Source organism: Acinetobacter populi, assembly GCF_002174125.1.
Classification (GTDB): domain Bacteria; phylum Pseudomonadota; class Gammaproteobacteria; order Pseudomonadales; family Moraxellaceae; genus Acinetobacter; species Acinetobacter populi.
Window position 1 is genome coordinate 115,711 of record NZ_NEXX01000002.1, and the last position, 18,636, is coordinate 134,346.

General features: G+C 40.0%; 17 protein-coding genes and 2 tRNA genes. 6 read left to right on the forward strand and 13 right to left on the reverse strand.

Translation table 11 applies throughout. From position 1 onward, the window contains the following. Positions 1-559 precede the first annotated feature (559 nt). From CAP51_RS06715 to CAP51_RS06735, 5 genes are all read right to left on the reverse strand, one after another. A tRNA-Trp gene (locus CAP51_RS06715) sits at positions 560-633 on the reverse strand. 89 nt (positions 634-722) lie between these two features. Beyond that, positions 723-2,603, reverse strand: a complete 1,881-nt coding sequence (locus CAP51_RS06720; protein ID WP_087619992.1) for a M48 family metallopeptidase — start codon at positions 2,601-2,603, stop codon at positions 723-725. A 93-nt stretch (positions 2,604-2,696) separates the two neighbouring features. Then, the gene (gene purF, locus CAP51_RS06725) at positions 2,697-4,241 is read right to left on the reverse strand and encodes an amidophosphoribosyltransferase (protein WP_087619993.1); all 1,545 of its coding nucleotides are present in this window, start codon (positions 4,239-4,241) and stop codon (positions 2,697-2,699) included. 27 nt (positions 4,242-4,268) lie between these two features. Beyond that, complete coding sequence (locus CAP51_RS06730) at positions 4,269-4,853, reverse strand: CvpA family protein (protein ID WP_087619994.1); 585 nt, start codon at positions 4,851-4,853, stop codon at positions 4,269-4,271. A gap of 22 nt (positions 4,854-4,875) precedes the next feature. Then, complete coding sequence (locus CAP51_RS06735) at positions 4,876-5,886, reverse strand: quinone-dependent dihydroorotate dehydrogenase (RefSeq protein ID WP_087619995.1); 1,011 nt, start codon at positions 5,884-5,886, stop codon at positions 4,876-4,878. Positions 5,887-6,101: 215 nt separating this feature from the next. Between CAP51_RS06735 and CAP51_RS06740 the strand changes: the two genes are divergently transcribed. Continuing rightward, positions 6,102-7,760 (forward strand): MFS transporter, encoded by a 1,659-nt coding sequence (locus CAP51_RS06740; protein ID WP_087619996.1) that lies wholly within the window; start codon positions 6,102-6,104, stop codon positions 7,758-7,760. A 19-nt stretch (positions 7,761-7,779) separates the two neighbouring features. Beyond that, positions 7,780-8,937, forward strand: a complete 1,158-nt coding sequence (locus CAP51_RS06745; protein ID WP_087619997.1) for an HlyD family secretion protein — start codon at positions 7,780-7,782, stop codon at positions 8,935-8,937. Positions 8,938-8,999: 62 nt separating this feature from the next. On the opposite strand, the gene gspM is transcribed toward CAP51_RS06745, so the two are convergent. The 5 genes from gspM to CAP51_RS06770 form a co-directional block, all read right to left on the reverse strand. After that, positions 9,000-9,497 (reverse strand): type II secretion system protein GspM, encoded by a 498-nt coding sequence (gene gspM, locus CAP51_RS06750; RefSeq protein WP_425426764.1) that lies wholly within the window; start codon positions 9,495-9,497, stop codon positions 9,000-9,002. Between the two features lie 2 nt (positions 9,498-9,499). Continuing rightward, a complete protein-coding gene (gene gspL / locus CAP51_RS06755) occupies positions 9,500-10,648 on the reverse strand; it encodes a type II secretion system protein GspL (RefSeq protein WP_087619998.1) in 1,149 nt (382 codons plus the stop codon). Positions 10,649-10,663: 15 nt separating this feature from the next. After that, positions 10,664-11,125: a phosphohistidine phosphatase SixA gene (gene sixA / locus CAP51_RS06760; protein WP_087619999.1), complete on the reverse strand. Its 462-nt coding sequence runs from the start codon at positions 11,123-11,125 to the stop codon at positions 10,664-10,666. A gap of 42 nt (positions 11,126-11,167) precedes the next feature. Further along, the gene (locus CAP51_RS06765; protein WP_087620000.1) at positions 11,168-12,250 is read right to left on the reverse strand and encodes an NAD(P)H-dependent glycerol-3-phosphate dehydrogenase; all 1,083 of its coding nucleotides are present in this window, start codon (positions 12,248-12,250) and stop codon (positions 11,168-11,170) included. A gap of 119 nt (positions 12,251-12,369) precedes the next feature. Next, complete coding sequence (locus tag CAP51_RS06770; RefSeq protein WP_087620001.1) at positions 12,370-12,945, reverse strand: nitroreductase family protein; 576 nt, start codon at positions 12,943-12,945, stop codon at positions 12,370-12,372. A 193-nt stretch (positions 12,946-13,138) separates the two neighbouring features. On the opposite strand from CAP51_RS06770, the gene CAP51_RS06775 reads away from it, so the two are divergent. Next, on the forward strand, positions 13,139-13,510 hold the full coding sequence (locus CAP51_RS06775; protein ID WP_087620002.1) for a hypothetical protein: 372 nt from the start codon (positions 13,139-13,141) through the stop codon (positions 13,508-13,510). A gap of 20 nt (positions 13,511-13,530) precedes the next feature. Here the strand turns inward: CAP51_RS06775 and rhlB are convergent, their stop codons facing one another. Beyond that, the gene (gene rhlB / locus CAP51_RS06780; protein ID WP_087620003.1) at positions 13,531-14,682 is read right to left on the reverse strand and encodes an ATP-dependent RNA helicase RhlB; all 1,152 of its coding nucleotides are present in this window, start codon (positions 14,680-14,682) and stop codon (positions 13,531-13,533) included. Positions 14,683-14,811: 129 nt separating this feature from the next. Further along, entirely contained in the window at positions 14,812-15,024 is a 213-nt protein-coding gene (locus CAP51_RS06785; RefSeq protein ID WP_087620004.1) for a cold-shock protein, read from the reverse strand. Positions 15,025-15,396: 372 nt separating this feature from the next. On the opposite strand from CAP51_RS06785, the gene CAP51_RS06790 reads away from it, so the two are divergent. From CAP51_RS06790 to CAP51_RS06800, 3 genes are all read left to right on the forward strand, one after another. Continuing rightward, positions 15,397-15,472: transfer RNA gene (locus tag CAP51_RS06790), tRNA-Glu, on the forward strand. An 86-nt stretch (positions 15,473-15,558) separates the two neighbouring features. Then, a complete protein-coding gene (locus tag CAP51_RS06795; protein WP_087620005.1) occupies positions 15,559-16,470 on the forward strand; it encodes a LysR family transcriptional regulator in 912 nt (303 codons plus the stop codon). Positions 16,471-16,702: 232 nt separating this feature from the next. Next, positions 16,703-17,296, forward strand: coding sequence for a nitroreductase family protein (locus CAP51_RS06800; RefSeq protein WP_087620006.1), 594 nt, complete (start codon positions 16,703-16,705; stop codon positions 17,294-17,296). A gap of 68 nt (positions 17,297-17,364) precedes the next feature. Here CAP51_RS06800 and trpB read toward each other — a convergent pair whose 3' ends face one another. Further along, on the reverse strand, positions 17,365-18,573 hold the full coding sequence (gene trpB / locus CAP51_RS06805) for a tryptophan synthase subunit beta (RefSeq protein ID WP_087620007.1): 1,209 nt from the start codon (positions 18,571-18,573) through the stop codon (positions 17,365-17,367). Between the last annotated feature and the right edge of the window lie 63 nt (positions 18,574-18,636).

The following is an 18,636-nucleotide window of genomic DNA, read 5'->3' on the forward strand; positions in this document are numbered from 1 at the left end:
GGATCGAGTGATTGATCCGATCCTTGGAGTAAATGCTCAAGTTATTATGTCAGCCAAAAACAATCTTATTCATCAACGTGATTATGATAAGCATCTTTATAAGGCAAGACATCTAATTGAAAACTTTTTTACCAAGCTTAAGCAGTTTTATGCTATTGCTACACATTATGATAAATTGGATTAGAATTTTTTGTCAGCAATCTATCTTGCTTCTACTTTAATCTGGCTTAATTGGTAACACACCCTAGTATACTGTCAATATGTAATGGCAGATTAGGAATGAATGTAATCGCATCATTGGGAAATAGAATGAATGTAAAATCTTAACTTTCGCAAAAGGCCTAATGATTAAAAAATAAATAAAAATTAGGTATAGAAAGTATCATTGTATTTAATAAATCCTAGAGCTATAACAGAAGTTATTTTTTTATATGCTTTACCTGTCCTATATATTACTATTTTAACCTATCCAATCAACAGTTTTATGTGGGCTATTATGTGGGTTAAAATTTTAGACATAAAAAAAACCTGTTATATTTCAACAGGTTTTTTTGAATCTTGGCAGAGGATCAAGGACTCGAACCTTGACGAACGGTTTTGGAGACCGTCATGCTACCATTACACCAATCCTCTATTTCTATGTTGCTTGTTAAGCTGATGCGAAAGATACCATCAAAACTTTAGTCTGGCAAGTACTCATAAATCAAATGCTTAATTAATCATCATAAAATCAATAAACTACTCTGTTTTAACATACGGTTGACCATTTCCTCTGTTTCAAAGCCTAAACGCCAATATAGTAATTCCAGTACATCTAATTCATCTTGAGTAATCACCCGCTCAGACCACAACTCATGTTCAATTACGCTTAATAAATACAGTTTTTCCCGAACCAATAAACCGGAAACCAGACGCAAGCTATTAGCAAGATCCAGCGGTTGATCGGTAATTGTAGCGTAATGCTGTAATTCATCATGCATCAGTATGTGTTTAAGGATATTATGATGAACTCTTAACTGATTATGACTATTGATTTGCTGGACATGCAAAATCGCATCAACCAGATGTACAATTGCCTGAGTACAGTGCTTTTTGGAAACAATCAAGGCATCATCTAGCATACTTTGTGTTGCCTTCACACGTTCCAGTAACAAACAATCCAATAGACCGATCTCACCATCTGCCTGAATAATTTGTGAGATACGATTTAGAAATTGTCGGCTGGCAATGGTGGGCATATTGTCGATATGTCTAAGTGCTTCATAGAAAATCTGTATATGAATCCGTCCATCTAGCTTTAACAATGCTTCAATGATGGCCTGACTAACCTGTGCATCTTCGGGAATGAAATCTCGATATTGCCGAATCATAAAAATTGCCACAATGACTTCACGGCAACCTGTGGCAGTCTGCATGGCTCTTAATAAAAGTTCCGGACGCTCCATGGATTGACGAATTTCCGGACTTAATGCTCTTACCGCATCTTTTACGGTAAAACTAATCGGCGATAATCTTAAATATGGAAGTTGCTGGGGCAATTGCCAATGTTGTGCATTTAGTGCATCCAGTAAGACTTCTTCATTCGTTGGCAATAATAATTTTGAGATCAAATTTTGCCAGTTGATTTCTGATGCTTTGTTTTCGATTACCGCTACCCGGCCAAAATCAGGATGTAAATAATTGATCCGTCGACTTAAGGACGGATGAATCTTAAACCAGCTTTGTTCACTCAAGGCATTGGCAAAGCAATAATGTGCAATGGATTCACCATCAGTACGATAGATATGGGAACCTCGATCATGAACATAAATCCGTGTCAGGGCATGTAGCAAATATTGCTGATCAACCAGCTCACAGGCAGCCAGATCGGTTTTAAGTTCACGATGATAAAAAATGATAAATTTTAGTATCCGGCTGGCAATTACCCCCAAGCAACCAAGCAACCAGATAAAACCACCTAATGCCACATAGACTGCTGCAAACATACTGTCAATTAATAAGGTTTTATGTTTTGTGCCTCGCACAATAAAATAACTACCCAATTGACCAATCAGCAAAAATCCCGATAACAATACTTCGAGCTGTGTATGTTCGACATAGTCATTTGCCAAAATATGGCTATACTCATGTGCCAGCATACCTTTTAATTCATCTTGATTCATGGATTGCAAAGCACCCCATGTCAAAATAATGCTGACATCTTTTTCTGTATATCCAACAGTTAATGCATTAATCCCCAATTCTTCATCAAAGACATAAAGATGTGCGGGATAGACACCACAACTTTCAGCAAGTTCCAGATTAATTTTAAATGCAAGAGCTTCTTCTGGCACACAATTAAAGGGTTCGATTCTTTTTGCTTGATGATATTTTGCAATACGTTGTCCATTTTTTTGATAAGCCCAGGTTTTAAATAAGGCGGACCCCAAAATCAGAATCAACATAAAAATCACCACAATCGGACTTAATATATGCCACCAAATTGATGTTGTCTGATCGAAGAAATGAACAATTAAACCAAAAATTAAATTAAGAATACCTGTTACTGCCAGAGTAACAACAAGGAAGGAAATAAGTAATATTGTGATATTTTTTTTTGGCATTACTGTCCTAATGTTCTTTTAAAGTCTTTTACTCCATGTACTTTAATTTTTGCCAATAAGATGAAGTGAACCAGTCACTTCATCTTAACGACATTATGCATCTTCACGAATACCGGTTAAATCTACAGAAGCTGCATCGACATTGACATCAATATAGTTATCTTTAGACTTTTTCGCAATATCATTTCGATTTTTCTCAAGACGTGCCAGATAATTGGCATCAATCCCTTCAGTCACATAGACACCATCGAATACTGCACAATCAAACTCGGTAACATCAGGAACTTTAACAGTACGAACAGCTTCTTTTAGATCTTCGAGATCCTGAAAAATCAGACGATCTGCCCCAATTATCTGACGGACCTCTTCTACAGTTCTACCTGAAGCGATCAATTCAGATTTGGCCGGCATATCAATACCATAGACATTTGGATATTTGACCATTGGTGCTGCCGAAGCAAAATAAACCTGTTTTGCGCCGGAATCACGTGCCATCTGGATAATTTCTTCACAGGTGGTTCCACGGACAATCGAATCATCCACCAGCAAGACATTTTTACCTTTAAACTCCAGCTCAACCGGGTTTAATTTCTGGCGTACGGATTTTTTACGTTGCTGCTGTCCCGGCATAATGAAGGTACGACCAATATAACGGTTTTTCATAAATCCTTCACGGAATTTCACACCCAGCGTATTCGCTAGTTCCAGAGCAGATGTACGACTGGTATCCGGAATAGGAATCACCACATCAATATCGTGCTGTTTACCCCAGTCACGTAAAATTTTATGTGCAAGTTTTTCACCCATTTTTAAACGAGCTTTATACACCGAAATCCCATCAAGTGTTGCATCCGGACGCGCAAAATACACATATTCAAAAATACATGGACGATATTTCGGATGTTCTGCACATTGCTTGGTAAATAGTTTGCCATTGGCATTAATAAAAATGGCTTCACCAGGTTCGATATCACGTTCAACTTTAAAGCCAAGCGCGGTAATGGCAACCGATTCAGAAGCGATAATATATTCTTTTTCGCCGGCTTCCGTGGTACGTGAACCATAAATTAATGGACGAATACCATTTGGATCGCGAAAGCCCACCAAGCCATGTCCGGTGATTAATGACACTACACCATAAGCACCTTTACAACGCTCATGGACACGGGTCACCGCACTAAATACATCATGTTCACTTGGATCAACCTTGCCACATTTTTGCATTTCGTGAGCAAAGACATTTAGCAAGACTTCAGAATCAGAATCTGTATTGATATGACGGAAATCCGTATTAAATAAATCCTTATGGATTTCATCTGCATTGGTTAAATTACCATTATGTGCAAGAGAAATCCCATAGGGAGAATTAACATAAAAAGGTTGTGCTTCTGCACTACTTGAAGATCCTGCTGTAGGATAACGCACATGACCAATCCCGTAGTTACCAAGTAAGGCACGCATATGACGCGTATGGAATACATCACGTACCATACCATTGTCCTTACGCAAATACAGGCGACCATTGTGACAAGTAATAATCCCTGCCGCATCTTGCCCACGATGTTGTAACATCGTCAGAGCATCGTACAACAATTGGTTTACAGGTGATTTACCAGCGATACCAACCACACCACACATAATGACCTCGCAGACCAGCTAGGGAGTTTACTGAAATGGATTATCAACCTGACTTCTGTTGTCAGTCGTTGAGTTCCGCATTATACCACCTTGACCATGATTATTCTTATCAGATTGTTGGTTTTCTAGTTTGTCAGTCGTTATTTGTACAATTTCTTTTGAATATGCGGTTGCAGGAGCCGCATAAGGCAGCAATAAAGCAATCATTTTTGAGTTTTTCCAGGTTTTACTTTCGGCAAACCACGGATTTAAGGTATGAATTAACACCAGAAATACCACCAGACTTTTTGCCAACCCAAAAGTACCACCGGCCAAACGATTCAACCACGACAATTTTAACTTTTTAAACACTTGATGTAGAAAGTATCCGGCAATCCATGTTAATAAAATTACCAGCATGACAATCGCGGCGAAAGCGGCAATTTTTTGTAGAGTGACATCATCAGTTAATAATGCCATCCAAGGCTGAACCTGCTCATTATAGCGAATCGCCAGAATCAGGGCCAAAACCCAGCCGATCAAATTCGCCAGTGCATGAATTAAGCCCTGTCTCAAACCGTTTATACTGCTCAACAGTAACAATACCAAGATGACGAGATCAATGTTATTCATCGTTTAAATAAGTGCATTAGGCTTAATGCATGGTCTTGACGCAGTCTGCAATTAAATCTGGACCAGCATAAATCAATCCACTATATAATTGTACCAGAGTTGCACCAGCAGCCTGTTTTAATGCCGCCTGATCGCCGGATAAAATCCCGCCCACGCCAATCAGGGGAATCTGATCCTGTAAAATTTTGGAGAATTGTGTCAAGCAATGAGTACTTTTCTTAAATACCGGTTCACCGGATAAACCACCCTGTTCTTCGGCATGTTTTAAACCTTCCACCCCTTCACGACTTAAGGTGGTATTGGTCACAATCAATCCATCAATCTGGAACTTTAATAACTCGCCTGCAATAAATTCAATGTCTTCATTTTCCAGATCAGGTGCAACTTTTAATACCAGCGGCACATAAAAGCCATATTTCTCAGCCAGTTCAAGCTGTCTACTTTTTAAAGTACCAAGCAATTCTGTTAATGCATGACCACTTTGCAAACTGCGTAGCCCTTTGGTATTTGGCGAGGAAATATTTACCGTAACATAAGAAGCATATTGATAGACTTTATCAAGGCAAATCAGATAATCCTGCGTTGCTTTTTCAACCGGTGTATCAGCATTTTTACCAATATTAATCCCCAATACGCCTTTATATTGGGCAGCCTTGACATTTTCAACCAGTTTATCGACACCATCATTATTAAACCCCATGCGATTAATAATCGCCTTGGCTTCAGGCAAACGAAAAAGTCGTGGATGAGGATTACCTGATTGTGGACGCGGTGTAATGGTACCAATCTCGATAAAACCAAAACCCAGCGCTGCTAGAGCATCAATATAATCCCCGTTTTTATCCAGTCCAGCTGCCAGACCCACAGGATTTGGGAAAGTAATCCCCATACAGATCACAGGTTTGAGATATTGTTTATAGGTGCTTTGAATTATGCCCAGTTTATAGGCAGTTTTTAATGAGGATAACGTTACCTCATGGGCACGTTCTGCTTCAAGTTTAAATAATATTGGGCGAGCTAAAGAATATAACATACCGGGCAATCAATATTTTATCAGGCAAAATAGCGAATTATTATAACAATGAATGTAGATTAAATATACTAATAAAGTCATTTCTTTAGTGCATTGAAACGCTTTAATAACAGAAAAAATATAAATTATTTCTCCTTTACATCAAAATATCTTTAATATACTAAAATTGATCTTAATGCCCATAACGGATATGGCATTTACCTGACGAGAAAAAGATGACGGATACGCCCCGACTTCTGGAAACACCCCCAGACTGGACCGCAGAAGAACGTCCAACGTTACCAGGTTCACCGCCTTCTATTACACATTCTAAAACCACACATTTTTTTTATCTCGTCATTGGTATTTTTATTTCCATTACTGGTGGTTTGGGAACCGGTTTTATCACCGCCAACCTCCCCCAGATTCAGGGTGAATATAGTCTTACTCCGCTTGAAACGGCATGGTTGCCTGCGGCTTATGTCATGGCCAACATCAGTGCTAATTTAATTTTATTTAAAGCCCGTCAACAATATGGTTTAAGACTGTTTACCGAAATCGCCCTGCTTGGCTATATGGCCTTGATCTTGCTACATATTTTTGTACAAAATTACGAGATGGCACTCTTTGTACGGGCAATGAGCGGTCTTCTTGCTGCACCGCTCAGCTCGCTGGGAATGTATTATGTGATGCAGGCTTTTGGTGCTACACACCGTATTCGAGGATTATATATCGGTTTTGGCTTTAGCCAACTGGGTTTACCTTTGGCCTGGATCCTCTCACCCTATTTGATTAATGTCAATGACTGGACAACACTCTATACTTTTGAGCTTGGCCTAGCGATTTGTTGTTATGCCATGGTCGTTTCACTCAAACTTCCGCGTGGCTTACGGGTTGCCGTATTCGAAAAAGAGGACTTTTATACTTTTTTCCTGTTGGCGCCGGGATTTGCATTTTTATGTGCTGTTTTGGTACAGGGTCCGATTGTCTGGTGGTTTAATGATCCCCAATTGGCCTATTGTCTGATTGCCGGGTTTACCCTGTTATTGCTTGGTTTTGGTTATGAACATCATCGTCGCAATCCTTTGATCATGACACGATGGTTAGGAACTTGGCCAACCATACGGTTTATTATTGGTGCGCTGGGTTTACGCTTTTTACTCTCTGAACAAAGTTATGCTGTGGTCAATTTTTTAAAAACCATGGGAATGGGACAGGATCAATTTACAGGTCTGTATATCGTTATATTTTCAGGCATATTACTTGGTTGTGTAGGCAGTGCAATCACCTTCTCACGTGAGAGAACCATCTGGCAGCTATTATTCGCTATTTTCCTGATTTTAATTGCCAGCCGACTCGATGCCCATCTCACCAGTGATGTTCGTCCACAAGACTTTTTTTATAGCCAATTTTTAATTTCTTTCGCCAGCGGTTTATTCATTGGTCCCTTATTATTAATTGGATTTGGTCGTGCATTACGCTCAGGTGGTCCCAATCATGCTGTGACTTTTATTGTATTGTTCGCAGCCACACAAAATTTTGGTGGATTGATTGGTTCTTCATTTTACTCCACCTTTCAACAGCAACGGGTACAACTTTATCAACAGGATATTCAGCGCAATCTAGACAGTACCGATGCCAACGTTACCATGCGCTTACAACAATATCAGGCCACTTATAAAAGTACACTGACGGATCCTGTACAGGATCAGGTTCAGGCACAACAGGCTTTAGCACAAATCGTTAATCGTGAAGCACAGGTTCGTGCTTATAATGATGTTATTTCATTTAATAGTATTATGGCCATTATTCTTTTTATCTGGGGCATTTTTAATATTCTTTGGGATAAATATAATGAATATCGCCAAAGACATCTTCATTCCAATCCATCGTAACAGGACATGAGCAAGGTTTATGAGTGATCCAAACAATACCGAAAATGCCAAGCAGAATGCTGACTCAGCCCCTGCCAGTAATGCGAATAATGATGCTCAAAGCAATATCCAAATGCAAAATGTCCCACGGATCGGAAAAACCATTCCGGCGAAAAAGTCGACACTATTGCTCATGTTCTTTGTTTTTCTTGCAGGTGTAGCAATTATTCTCTGGGCATGGCGAATTGGCCCTTTTCATAGCACAGTAGAACAAACAGATAATAGCTATATTAAAGGCCAAACCACGATTTTATCTTCACAAATTAACGGATATATTGATGAAGTTTATATCAATGATTTTGATAGCGTAAAAAAAGGACAAGCACTAATCCGTATTAGTGCAGCAAATTATGATCAGCAAGTGGTTCAGGCTCAATCCGGTGTCGTTCAGGCTGAAAATAATTTAGCCAATCAAAAACAGACCATTCTTCAGCGACAGGCTGATATTGATGCCGCAACCGCCCAAGTCGATCAGGCACAGGCACAATATGAACTCGCCCTCCAGCAGCTTCACCGTTATCAACAACTTGGAAATAGCGGAGCAGCCTCAAAATCCGAACAGGATAGTGCTCGTGCTACTGCTAAAAATAATCTTGCGTTATTACAACAGGCAAAAGCCAATTTAGAAGTCACTCAACAAGCCTTAAAAACTGCACAGGTTGCAAAAGTGGGGCTTGAAGCACAGGTCGAAAGTGCCAATGCTCAGCTTGCTCAGGCAAAAACTATTCAGGATTATAGTCTAATTACCGCCCCTTTAGATGGACAACTTGGACAGGTCAATATCCGACACGGACAATATGTTGCCGCAGGTTCACAACTGCTGTTTCTTATCCCGCAGCATACCTGGGTCATTGCCAACTTTAAGGAAACCCAGCTGAACAATATACGAGTTGGCCAAAAAGCTTGGTTTACAGTAGATGCACTTGACCACCAAAAATTTACAGGTACGGTAGAACGCATTTCACCTGCTGCCGGTTCTGAGTTCAGTGTCATAAAAACCGATAATGCCACCGGTAACTTCACCAAAGTGGTACAACGCATCTCGGTCAGAATTAAAATTGATCCCGATCAAAAAGATTTACAACGGCTTAGCCCCGGCATGTCGGTTGAAAGCGCTGTAGACACAGCAAGTCATTGATCATCTGCAAATAATTAAATGATAAGGATACTGTGCAGGAACTATTTTAATTCCTGCAATGACTATTGTAATGTAGCGGTCAATTGAATTTCACCTGAAGGCTGCTTCTGCATATCCAGCGTAATAATACTCACACCTTGTTGGGCAAGCTGGGTCAAAAAATTTGCCAAAACAGCATAATTTTGATGAGATGTGCTAAGTTTAATCTGATCCTGATTCTCTTGACTTTGTACACTTAAGCCCTGTTGCTGGGCAACACGTTGGACTTTTTCAGCTGCCGTCAGTGCATCTGCACTTTCTGTTGAAAGCTGTACTGCATTGGTTTGCATCCAGTGAATGGTATCTTTTAGCTCGGTTACCCTTTGCTGTTGTTTTAGGGCAGCCTGATGTGGAAACCATAACAAAGAAACAAGCACCGTAACACTCAGAAAAATTGCCAGAATAATAACTGCAATTCGCTCACGCGGCTGTAATCGATCCAGATAATCCTGAACCAAAACAGTCATCGCATCTAGACGCTCGCCGATGCCATTAAACATATTTGTCATGCGATTTGCCATTGTTATTGCACCTTCATCAAACCGATGACATTACTGCCTTGATTACGTATTGCACCCAATTCCACTGCAAAACCCTGTTGTTTAAATTGCTCGGTGAGTTGTGTCAACGCATCACTATTACGGGCCAGTAAACTTAAATTCAAGGCATTATCCTGATAAGTAACCCGTTCTGCCGGAATATTTGCCTGTTGCAAAATTGGTCCTACCCGACTAATCAACTGTAATACTTGGCGATCAGCCGCAGCATTCATACGTAATTTGGACTTAAAACTGCTACTTAAATTCTGCTCATTAATACGACTTTCGTTCGGAAACCATTGTTTATATTGATCAACAGCCAATTGCGCAGTCTGATTGGCAATCGTTTGATATTTCCACCACTGTAAAGCATCATAGGTCACTTGCGCGATCACAGCCAGACACAATATCGCGGCACAAGCCTTCCAATAATTCACCCCGGAATTTTGTTTACGTTTGGTTTTTAACAATGCGTTAAAAGGATGTTGTTTAAAACGTGAAATATTGATTTTATCCAGTGCAAGCACACGATAATCCAGATCATCACCCATGATGGCTTTGACTGAAGCAGTCAAGTCATCATCTAACTGGTATAAATTGGCAATCTTTACTGTCATAGGCAACTGTGCAAGTAAAGTGACATCATCCAAACACCAGCCACGATAGCTTGACCAGCGCACTAATTTTCGATCAAAAATCTGTGCAATATTACAACTTTCTTTCTCTGGTGCTGGTACCAGCAAAAAATCTGGTAATAATGCCAATACATGCCATGGCAATAGTGCCAGACTTTTTTGATAGGTTTCCCGTGTCACTTGGGACATAGCCATAAAATTAACTTGATCATCATGGAAATCATGAAAAATCGCCAGATGATCAATCGGATCTATAGTGTATTCCTCAATTAAATAAGCAACACCCTGCTGCCCCAACTGTTTATATTGCGTGCGAGGAAGCAACTGGGTAAAAAATTGTGCGCTTTGACTGGGAAAAAACACTACACAATCTGAAGCCTTATATACCGCCTGTATTGTTTGAATCAGTTGCTCAAGAGAATCCGCAATTTGCCATGCACCATCATCCAGTTGCCATAACCACTGTCCTTGTCCTTCAGGCATACATAGATATAACATCTTTATTCCTTTGTTTTAATTTTCAATATGCGGTACAAAACGTGCTTTTTCCTGAGAAAGTCCAACCATAATCACAGGATGTTCAAAGACTCTAGCTTCTGCCAATGCAAATCCTTCTGGAGCATCTTCGGTTAATAATGCGGCAATATAAGCCACAATATTCATGTGGCAAACCACAACCACTGTTTCCTGAGTTAAATTTGATAACCATTGTAATGCAGGGGCAGCAGGATCATCGGGCGTAATATCCTTATATACTTGCGTTGGCACATTTGGGAATTTTTGTTGAATATGTGACAGCGTTTGTTGCGCCCGAATATAGGGACTGACCACAAACAAATCTGGCTGAAAATTCTCGGCAATATACTGTGCGGTCAACTCTGCCTGTTGATGGCCTTTAACCGTTAATTGCCGAGCTGAATCCAAACCACTTCGGTTTGGATCTGCTTCCCCATGACGTACCAATATCAAGCGCATAAATGATCAAACTCTCCAATAATACTTTATTTTAACAAATAATTATGACAATTGTTGATGTGGTAAAACAAATTCCACATCACTGCGATTACCATTTTTCATCAACGATAAAGCGACATTAAGCGGCGGCGCATGTTCAAAAATCACTTCATATAATGCACAGGTAATCGGCATATACACATCCAGTTCCTCGGCACGGGCGCGGACTTGAACAATAGTATTAATTCCTTCCGCTGTTTGTCCCAATTCCTCAACTGCCTGCTGTAGTGATTTACCCTGTCCCAATGCATAACCAACCTGATAATTACGACTTAAGGGGCTATTACAGGTTGCAAATAAGTCACCAACACCAGATAAGCCAAGGAATGTTAAAGGATTGGCACCCAGTTTTACCGCAAAACGACTCATTTCCGCTAAAGCACGGGTAATCAGCATACTTTTACTGTTTTCACCGACGTTATATGCAGCACCCATACCCATGGCAACCGCATAAATATTTTTTAATGCCCCGCCCAGCTCAACACCATGCACATCATCACTAGCAAAAACCCGAAATAATGCACTGTGCAAAGCATGTTGCACAGCAACACGCAATTGTTCGGAGTGACTGGCAATGACTGTTCCTGCCGGCATACCCTGCATGATTTCCTTGGCAAGATTTGGTCCTGACAATACACCGTAAGGCACTTCTGGCAATTCTTGACGAATAATATCACTCATGAAATAAAAGGTATCTTTCTCAATCCCTTTGGTGAGTGACACCACAACCTGTGCTGTAATCATTGGTGCAATTTGCTGAACCACATGTCGAAAGGCATGGCTAGGAATTGCAATCAGGATAATGTCACGATCCCGAACGGCCAACTCAAGATCAGAAACCACTTTTAAACTTTGCTCAAGCGTAAAATCGGGTAAATAGCGTTTATTGACCCGGCTGTTCTGAATTTCTGTTGCTGATGCAGCATCACGAATCCACATCATGGTATCGCAACCATTGCGAGCAGCTAAATTTGCCATTGCAGTACCAAAACTGCCACCACCGAGTACAGTCACACGCAAATGCGGTTTGGCCTCTGGCTCCAATCCTTGTTCCTGAACAATTTCTGTAAAATTTGCTTGAGACACGAGTTAACCTTTCCAAAATCATTAAATAATAAAACTTGCACTATCTCGCCAACAACACAATGCTTAAAAATCCACAAACTGATAAATAGCTGAGTGAAAAATAGAGCTTTGAACAGGTGTCAGGCCTGCCATTGTGTTAAAAATTCCGATACAGCAAGTTTTTGACGGGGAGCGATTGCTTTGGGTGAGGTGCCAATATACACCAAACCGGCAATTTCATCTGTGACATTACAGCCTAAAATTCTTTTAAAATGCGCAGACTCAGCCACTGCACCAGAACGCCACATACTTGCAAAGCCTTGTGATTCAAGTACCAAAAGCAGATTTTGAATGGCTGCACCACAACTTAATACCTGCTCATATTGCGGCACTTTCGGATGTGGATGATATTGCATAATACACACCAGTAATAACGGTGCCCTTAACGGATGATGCTTAATACGCTCAAGCTGGTTTTCATCAGTTTCGCCATCTTCACGCAAACTATGTGCAAGCAATTCTCCAAAAGCAGCGCGTTGCTCACCCTGAACCACAATAAACCGCCATGGATGTAAACGATGATGATCTGGCGCAGTTAAAGCAGCCTCAATCGCAAGTTCTAATTGTGCTTGGGTTGGTGCGGGTTCGACAAGATGGCCAATTGATTGGCGACTATTAATTAATTGTAGAACCTGTTCTGTGGTTAAATCCTGCATCTTATATATCTTTCATGAATGATCCCCTGTGCAATGTATCATAGCAAAAATATGAAGAACATAAGATAAGTGTGTCTGATTTTGTCTAAACAGAAAAATCTCAAAATTGATAAGTTACAGTATTTCCATATTTTATTCTTATGGTCACGATATGATAAAAAGATCAGGAATATAATATTGTCGAGATGAAAAAATGAAAAACACCTTTAAACCATTAATTACAGTCATGTCGGTATGTGCAGTAATTGGATTGACTGCCTGTGCCACACAGCCAACCTCAAGTCTTGCCATTCAAAGAGAGAATAATCAATATCAGGTCACAGGTATCGGCAAAAATAAAATTACGGCACAAAACAACGCCGTTAAAGCCGCGCAAAACACCTGTAAACGTGGAACCACACCTGTGGTCAGCAATGAATCCACACAATATAATGGTGTGGTCGATGAGAGCACTGGCAAAATTATTAATCAGGCAGGCTCAATCGCCGGGGTATTTTTAGGTAAAGATGTCAATCTGAGCCAGGATACCGACTATAATGTTACCCTGGATTTTTACTGTAAATAATTAAAAGCAGAAATTGAAGGCTAGCAATAGCCTTCAATTCGAGTAAGGGGTAGTTTCTGTCCGATTGCCTTTTCAATATTCGGCAAATTAAATCCATCATCTTCGGATAGAAAACTGATACTAATGCCTTGTGCACCGGCACGACCAGTACGACCAATACGATGTACATAATCATCAGATTGTTCAGGTAAAGTAAAATTAATCACATGTGATACACCATCGACATGAATGCCTCGACCTGCAACATCAGTTGCAATCATGATGGTTACTTTACCTTTTTTGAAGTTATCCAGCATTTTTAGCCGCTTATCCTGCGTAATCTCACCTGATAGCATACCGACCTGATAACCATCTGCTTTTAAACGATCATATAGTTTTCGTACCTGATCACGACGATTGGCAAAAATCATGACTTTTTCGATCGGTTCATTTTTCAGCACATCTTCGAGCAAGCGATATTTATCCTGATTGGACACCATATAAATCCGCTGTTCCACATCGGCATTGGTTTTCTTTTCAGGTTCAATTTCCACAGTAATCGGCTGATATAGCCATTGATATGCCAGATTCAACACATCAACATTAAATGTTGCCGAAAAGAATAAGGTCTGACGACATTCTTTGGCTGGTGCATAACGGATAATCCGTTTGATTGCAGGAATAAAGCCCATATCTAATAGTCGATCTGCTTCATCAATCACCAGAAATTCAAGCTGATCCAGCCAGATTTCTTTTTGTTCAACAAAATCGATTAAACGTCCTGGTGTTGCAACCACGATATCAACATAATCTTTGGCCAGTTGCTGTTTTTGTTTGTCAAAATCCACACCACCCAACAAGGTCACCAGATGCAGATTTGAAAATTTTGTCAAAGATTTTGCATCTGCTTCAATTTGTAAGGCAAGCTCACGTGTTGGCGCAAGAATCAATGCTCTGGGTTCACCCCGGTAGCGTTGTGTCTGAATAGGATTATTCAATAAATCATTAATCACACTAATAAGGAAAGCAGCGGTTTTACCTGTTCCTGTTTGCGCCCTTCCTATTGCATCATGCCCAGCCAAAGTAAAAGTTAACACCTTTTGCTGTATAGGGGTCATTTGCGTGTAACCTAAAGCATCAATTGCCTGTTTAAGCTCGGGGTGCAAATGTAAAGCATCAAAGTCACAAACCATAATGTTGATTGTCTATCCAAAATACGAAAATTAGATTATACATATAAACGATACATGTAAATCGTACATCCAAAAAAAACGCCTCAATAAGAGCTATCAAGGCGTTTTTTCATTACTCAATTTCAAAAATTAGTCTACAGCGCGAACTTCTTCTGCTTGTAAACCTTTTTGACCTTGTGCAACTGTAAATTCTACACGTTGACCGTCACGTAAAGAACGATGACCATCAGATTGAATCGCACGGAAATGTACGAATACATCTTCACCGTTGCTGCGTTGGATAAAACCAAAGCCTTTAGTATCGTTAAACCACTTTACAACACCTTGTTCACGTGCTGACATAACAATTCCTCATCGATTTTTTAATAAATAAGGAGGCACAGGTGTTGCTAACAGCAGAGAAACACGAAACAAAAACAGTGTTGTTTTCTTATCTATCGTTGTCATTCTGAAAAACTTTCAACATCAACCTATCCACATCCATTAGTAATTTTGATTTATACAATGTGCATTTGAATTAAAGCAACAATTGTATGAATCCGTACATTACAATCCAAGCTTAACACGCTAATTCAAAGATTGATACTTATTTTTTTAAGGAATTCTTCATATCCTTATCGGTTTATCTTGATATGACTTCTCTATTTTTGCCCTATTTAAAAAATTTATTTGACAATAAACTTAAGCCTCTATACTATACGCACACCTCGCAACGTCCCTATCGTCTAGAGGCCTAGGACATCGCCCTTTCACGGCGGTAACCGGGGTTCGAATCCCCGTAGGGACGCCATTATCTGCTTTGCATCAACGCTTCTTCCTTTATTTTTTTTAAATTTCAGTTACAATTAATTTCCTATCCTGATCTATTTTTCTTAAATGATTTCACATTTTGATGATTTTTATTGCTTTGCTGTCGTGGTTGAACATGGTGGCTTTAGTGCAGCAGAACGTGCAACAGATATTCCAAAATCCAAATTAAGCCGTCGAATACTAAATCTAGAGCAATACCTAGGCGTTCGTTTAATTCATCGTAATTCCCGCCAGTTTTCTGTCACAGATATGGGCATGAAAATCTACGAACAAGCAAAAATCATGTTGAATGCGGCACAAGCTGCACAGGACATTGTACATAAACTCAGTGAAACACCTCGCGGAACGGTGAAAATCAGTACACCAACCTCAATTGCACAAAATGAACTGGCCAAAATACTACCCAATTTCTTAAAACAATATCCAGAAATTCAAATCCAGTTATTGGTCAGCAATCGTCGTTATGATGTCATCAATGAAGGAATCGACATCGCATTGCGGGTACGTAGTCAACTTGACAACGATACCGGGCTCATTGTGCGACGGTTTGCCAAAATTCAACAGCATCTCTGTGCCAGTCAGGCCTACCTCAATCAATTCGGTACGCCTCGTCATCCAGATGAATTAGCACAACATCGTTTATTAAGTATGATGGAACATGTAATCCGACATGATCTGGAACTTAATTCAAATCATGGCGAATCCTTTAAAATTAAAATCGAACCGCATGTGTTAGGTCTGGATTTTGTGATGCTGAATCAACTGGCCAAAGAGGACTGTGGTATCGTATTACTACCCGATTCCATCAGTGCCGATGCAATTCAATCAGGCGAACTGGTTTATGTATTACCAGAATGGCATGCCCCACACGGTATTTTCCACATGGTTTACCCAAGTCGGCAAGGTATATTGCCTGCTGTCAAAGTTTTTATCGACTATCTGGTTGAGCAATTAACCGAAACCGATCACATCATTTAGACCTCTATATGATTTAGAATGTGGCTCAATTTTAGTCCATCAATTTTCGTTTCAATTTTAGAACAATCCATCTTAAATCTAAGGCTAACACTGTTTTTAAGTTTTAATTATACTGAGCCACAAGATTGAAAACTTATGTTTGTATCATTATCTACTGGTGCTGTCATCGTATGATGGTATATTCATAAGCCCTTATTTAACTTTACAAAAATTTCGAAAAGAGGAAATCACCATGTCATTTATTGATCATATTAAAAAACGTCGTACAATCTATGCAATTGGTAAAAATATTCAACAAACTCCGGATCAATTAAATGAAGTTATTCAGACGGCTGTTAAATATGCGCCTTCTTCATTTAATTCCCAATCTTCTCGTGTGGTTTCATTATTTGCTGACTCCCACCATAAATTCTGGGAAATTGTACGTGAAACCTTAAGAAAAATCGTACCCGCCGAAGCTTTTGCTGCAACCAATGCAAAAATTGATAGTTTCTCCGCGGGCTATGCCACAGTTTTGTTCTATGAAGATCAAGCAGTAATTGAAGGCTTACAAAATCAATTCCCAGCTTATGCAGAAAACTTCCCAATCTGGTCTGAACATTCCACAGCGATTGCACAATTTGCAGTTTGGACTGCACTGTCTGAAATTGGCGTAGGTGCTTCATTACAACACTACAATCCGATTATTGATGAAGAAGTGGCACAAACCTTTGATATTCCAGCAACATGGAAATTACGTGCACAACTTGTGATTGGTTCAATTGAAGCTCCGGCTGGTGAAAAAACCTTTATTGCCGACAGTGAACGTTTTAAAACATTTAACTAATTTTCAGTTTCTTTATCGAAAAAGCGCATCAAAATTGATGCGCTTTTCTCTTTCTATATTGCAATGGATTATAAACCTAATTTTTCAGCCACATAATCCGCATCTTTATCACCACGACCCGATACATTTACCACAATATTGACATTTTTAGGTAATTTTCCTGCTTCACGAATCGCCCATGCCACAGCATGTGAACTTTCCAATGCTGGAATAATCCCTTCTACACGGGATAATGTCATAAAAGCATCCAGACATTCCTGATCGGTTGCAGTTTCATATTGCACCCGACCAATATCCTTTAAATAGCTATGTTGTGGACCAACTCCCGGATAATCCAGACCTGAGGCAATCGAATGTACAGGCAGAGGTTGGCCTTTTTCATCTTCCAGCACATAACATGCCATACCATGAATCTGACCCGGTTTGCCCAAGGTTAAAGTTGCAGAATGTTGTGTGGTTTGTAGACCATGACCTGCCGGTTCGACACCAATCAGCTTCACCTGATCATCCGCCAGAAATTCAGTGAATGCTCCCATGGCATTGGAACCACCACCAACACAGGCCACGATATAATCCGGCAACTGCTTAAATTGTGTTTGCGCTTGTTGTTTAATTTCCTTGCCAATAATGGCCTGAAAATCACGGACCATTTTTGGAAATGGATGCGGACCAACCACCGAACCAATGGCATAAATATAATTTTCCGGATCTTTGAGGTATTCCTCAAACGCACTGTCAACCGCATCTTTTAAAGTTGCAGTCCCACGTGTTACCGAAATCAGAGTGGCACCCAGAATTTTCATTTTGACGACATTGGGATGCTCTTTTTCGATATCGACTTGTCCCATATGAATTTCACAGGGAATACCAACCAATGCACAGGCTGTTGCCAGCGCAACACCGTGCTGTCCTGCACCTGTTTCGGCAATCACTTTGGTTTTGCCCATATATTTGGCCAGTAAAGCTTCACCTAAACAGTGATTAATTTTATGTGCACCGGTATGGTTTAAATCTTCACGTTTTAAATAGATCTGTGCCCCGCTCAGTTGCTCGGATAACCGTCTGGCATGAAATAAAGGGCTCGGACGACCCACATAATAAGTGAATAAATCTTGTAGTTCCTGCTGAAATTCCGGTTGTTGGCGAATTTCTTCATAAGCTACATTAATGTCATCCATGGCTTTCTTTAAATGTGGTGGGATAAACTGACCACCATATTCACCAAAAAAGCCCTGTTCGTTTGGGAGTGCAACCCCATTTAAATGATGTTCTGTCATGGCAATGCCCTGATGATAAAAGACTGAATAAAAACAACAGTAAATATAAGGCCGATTGACACC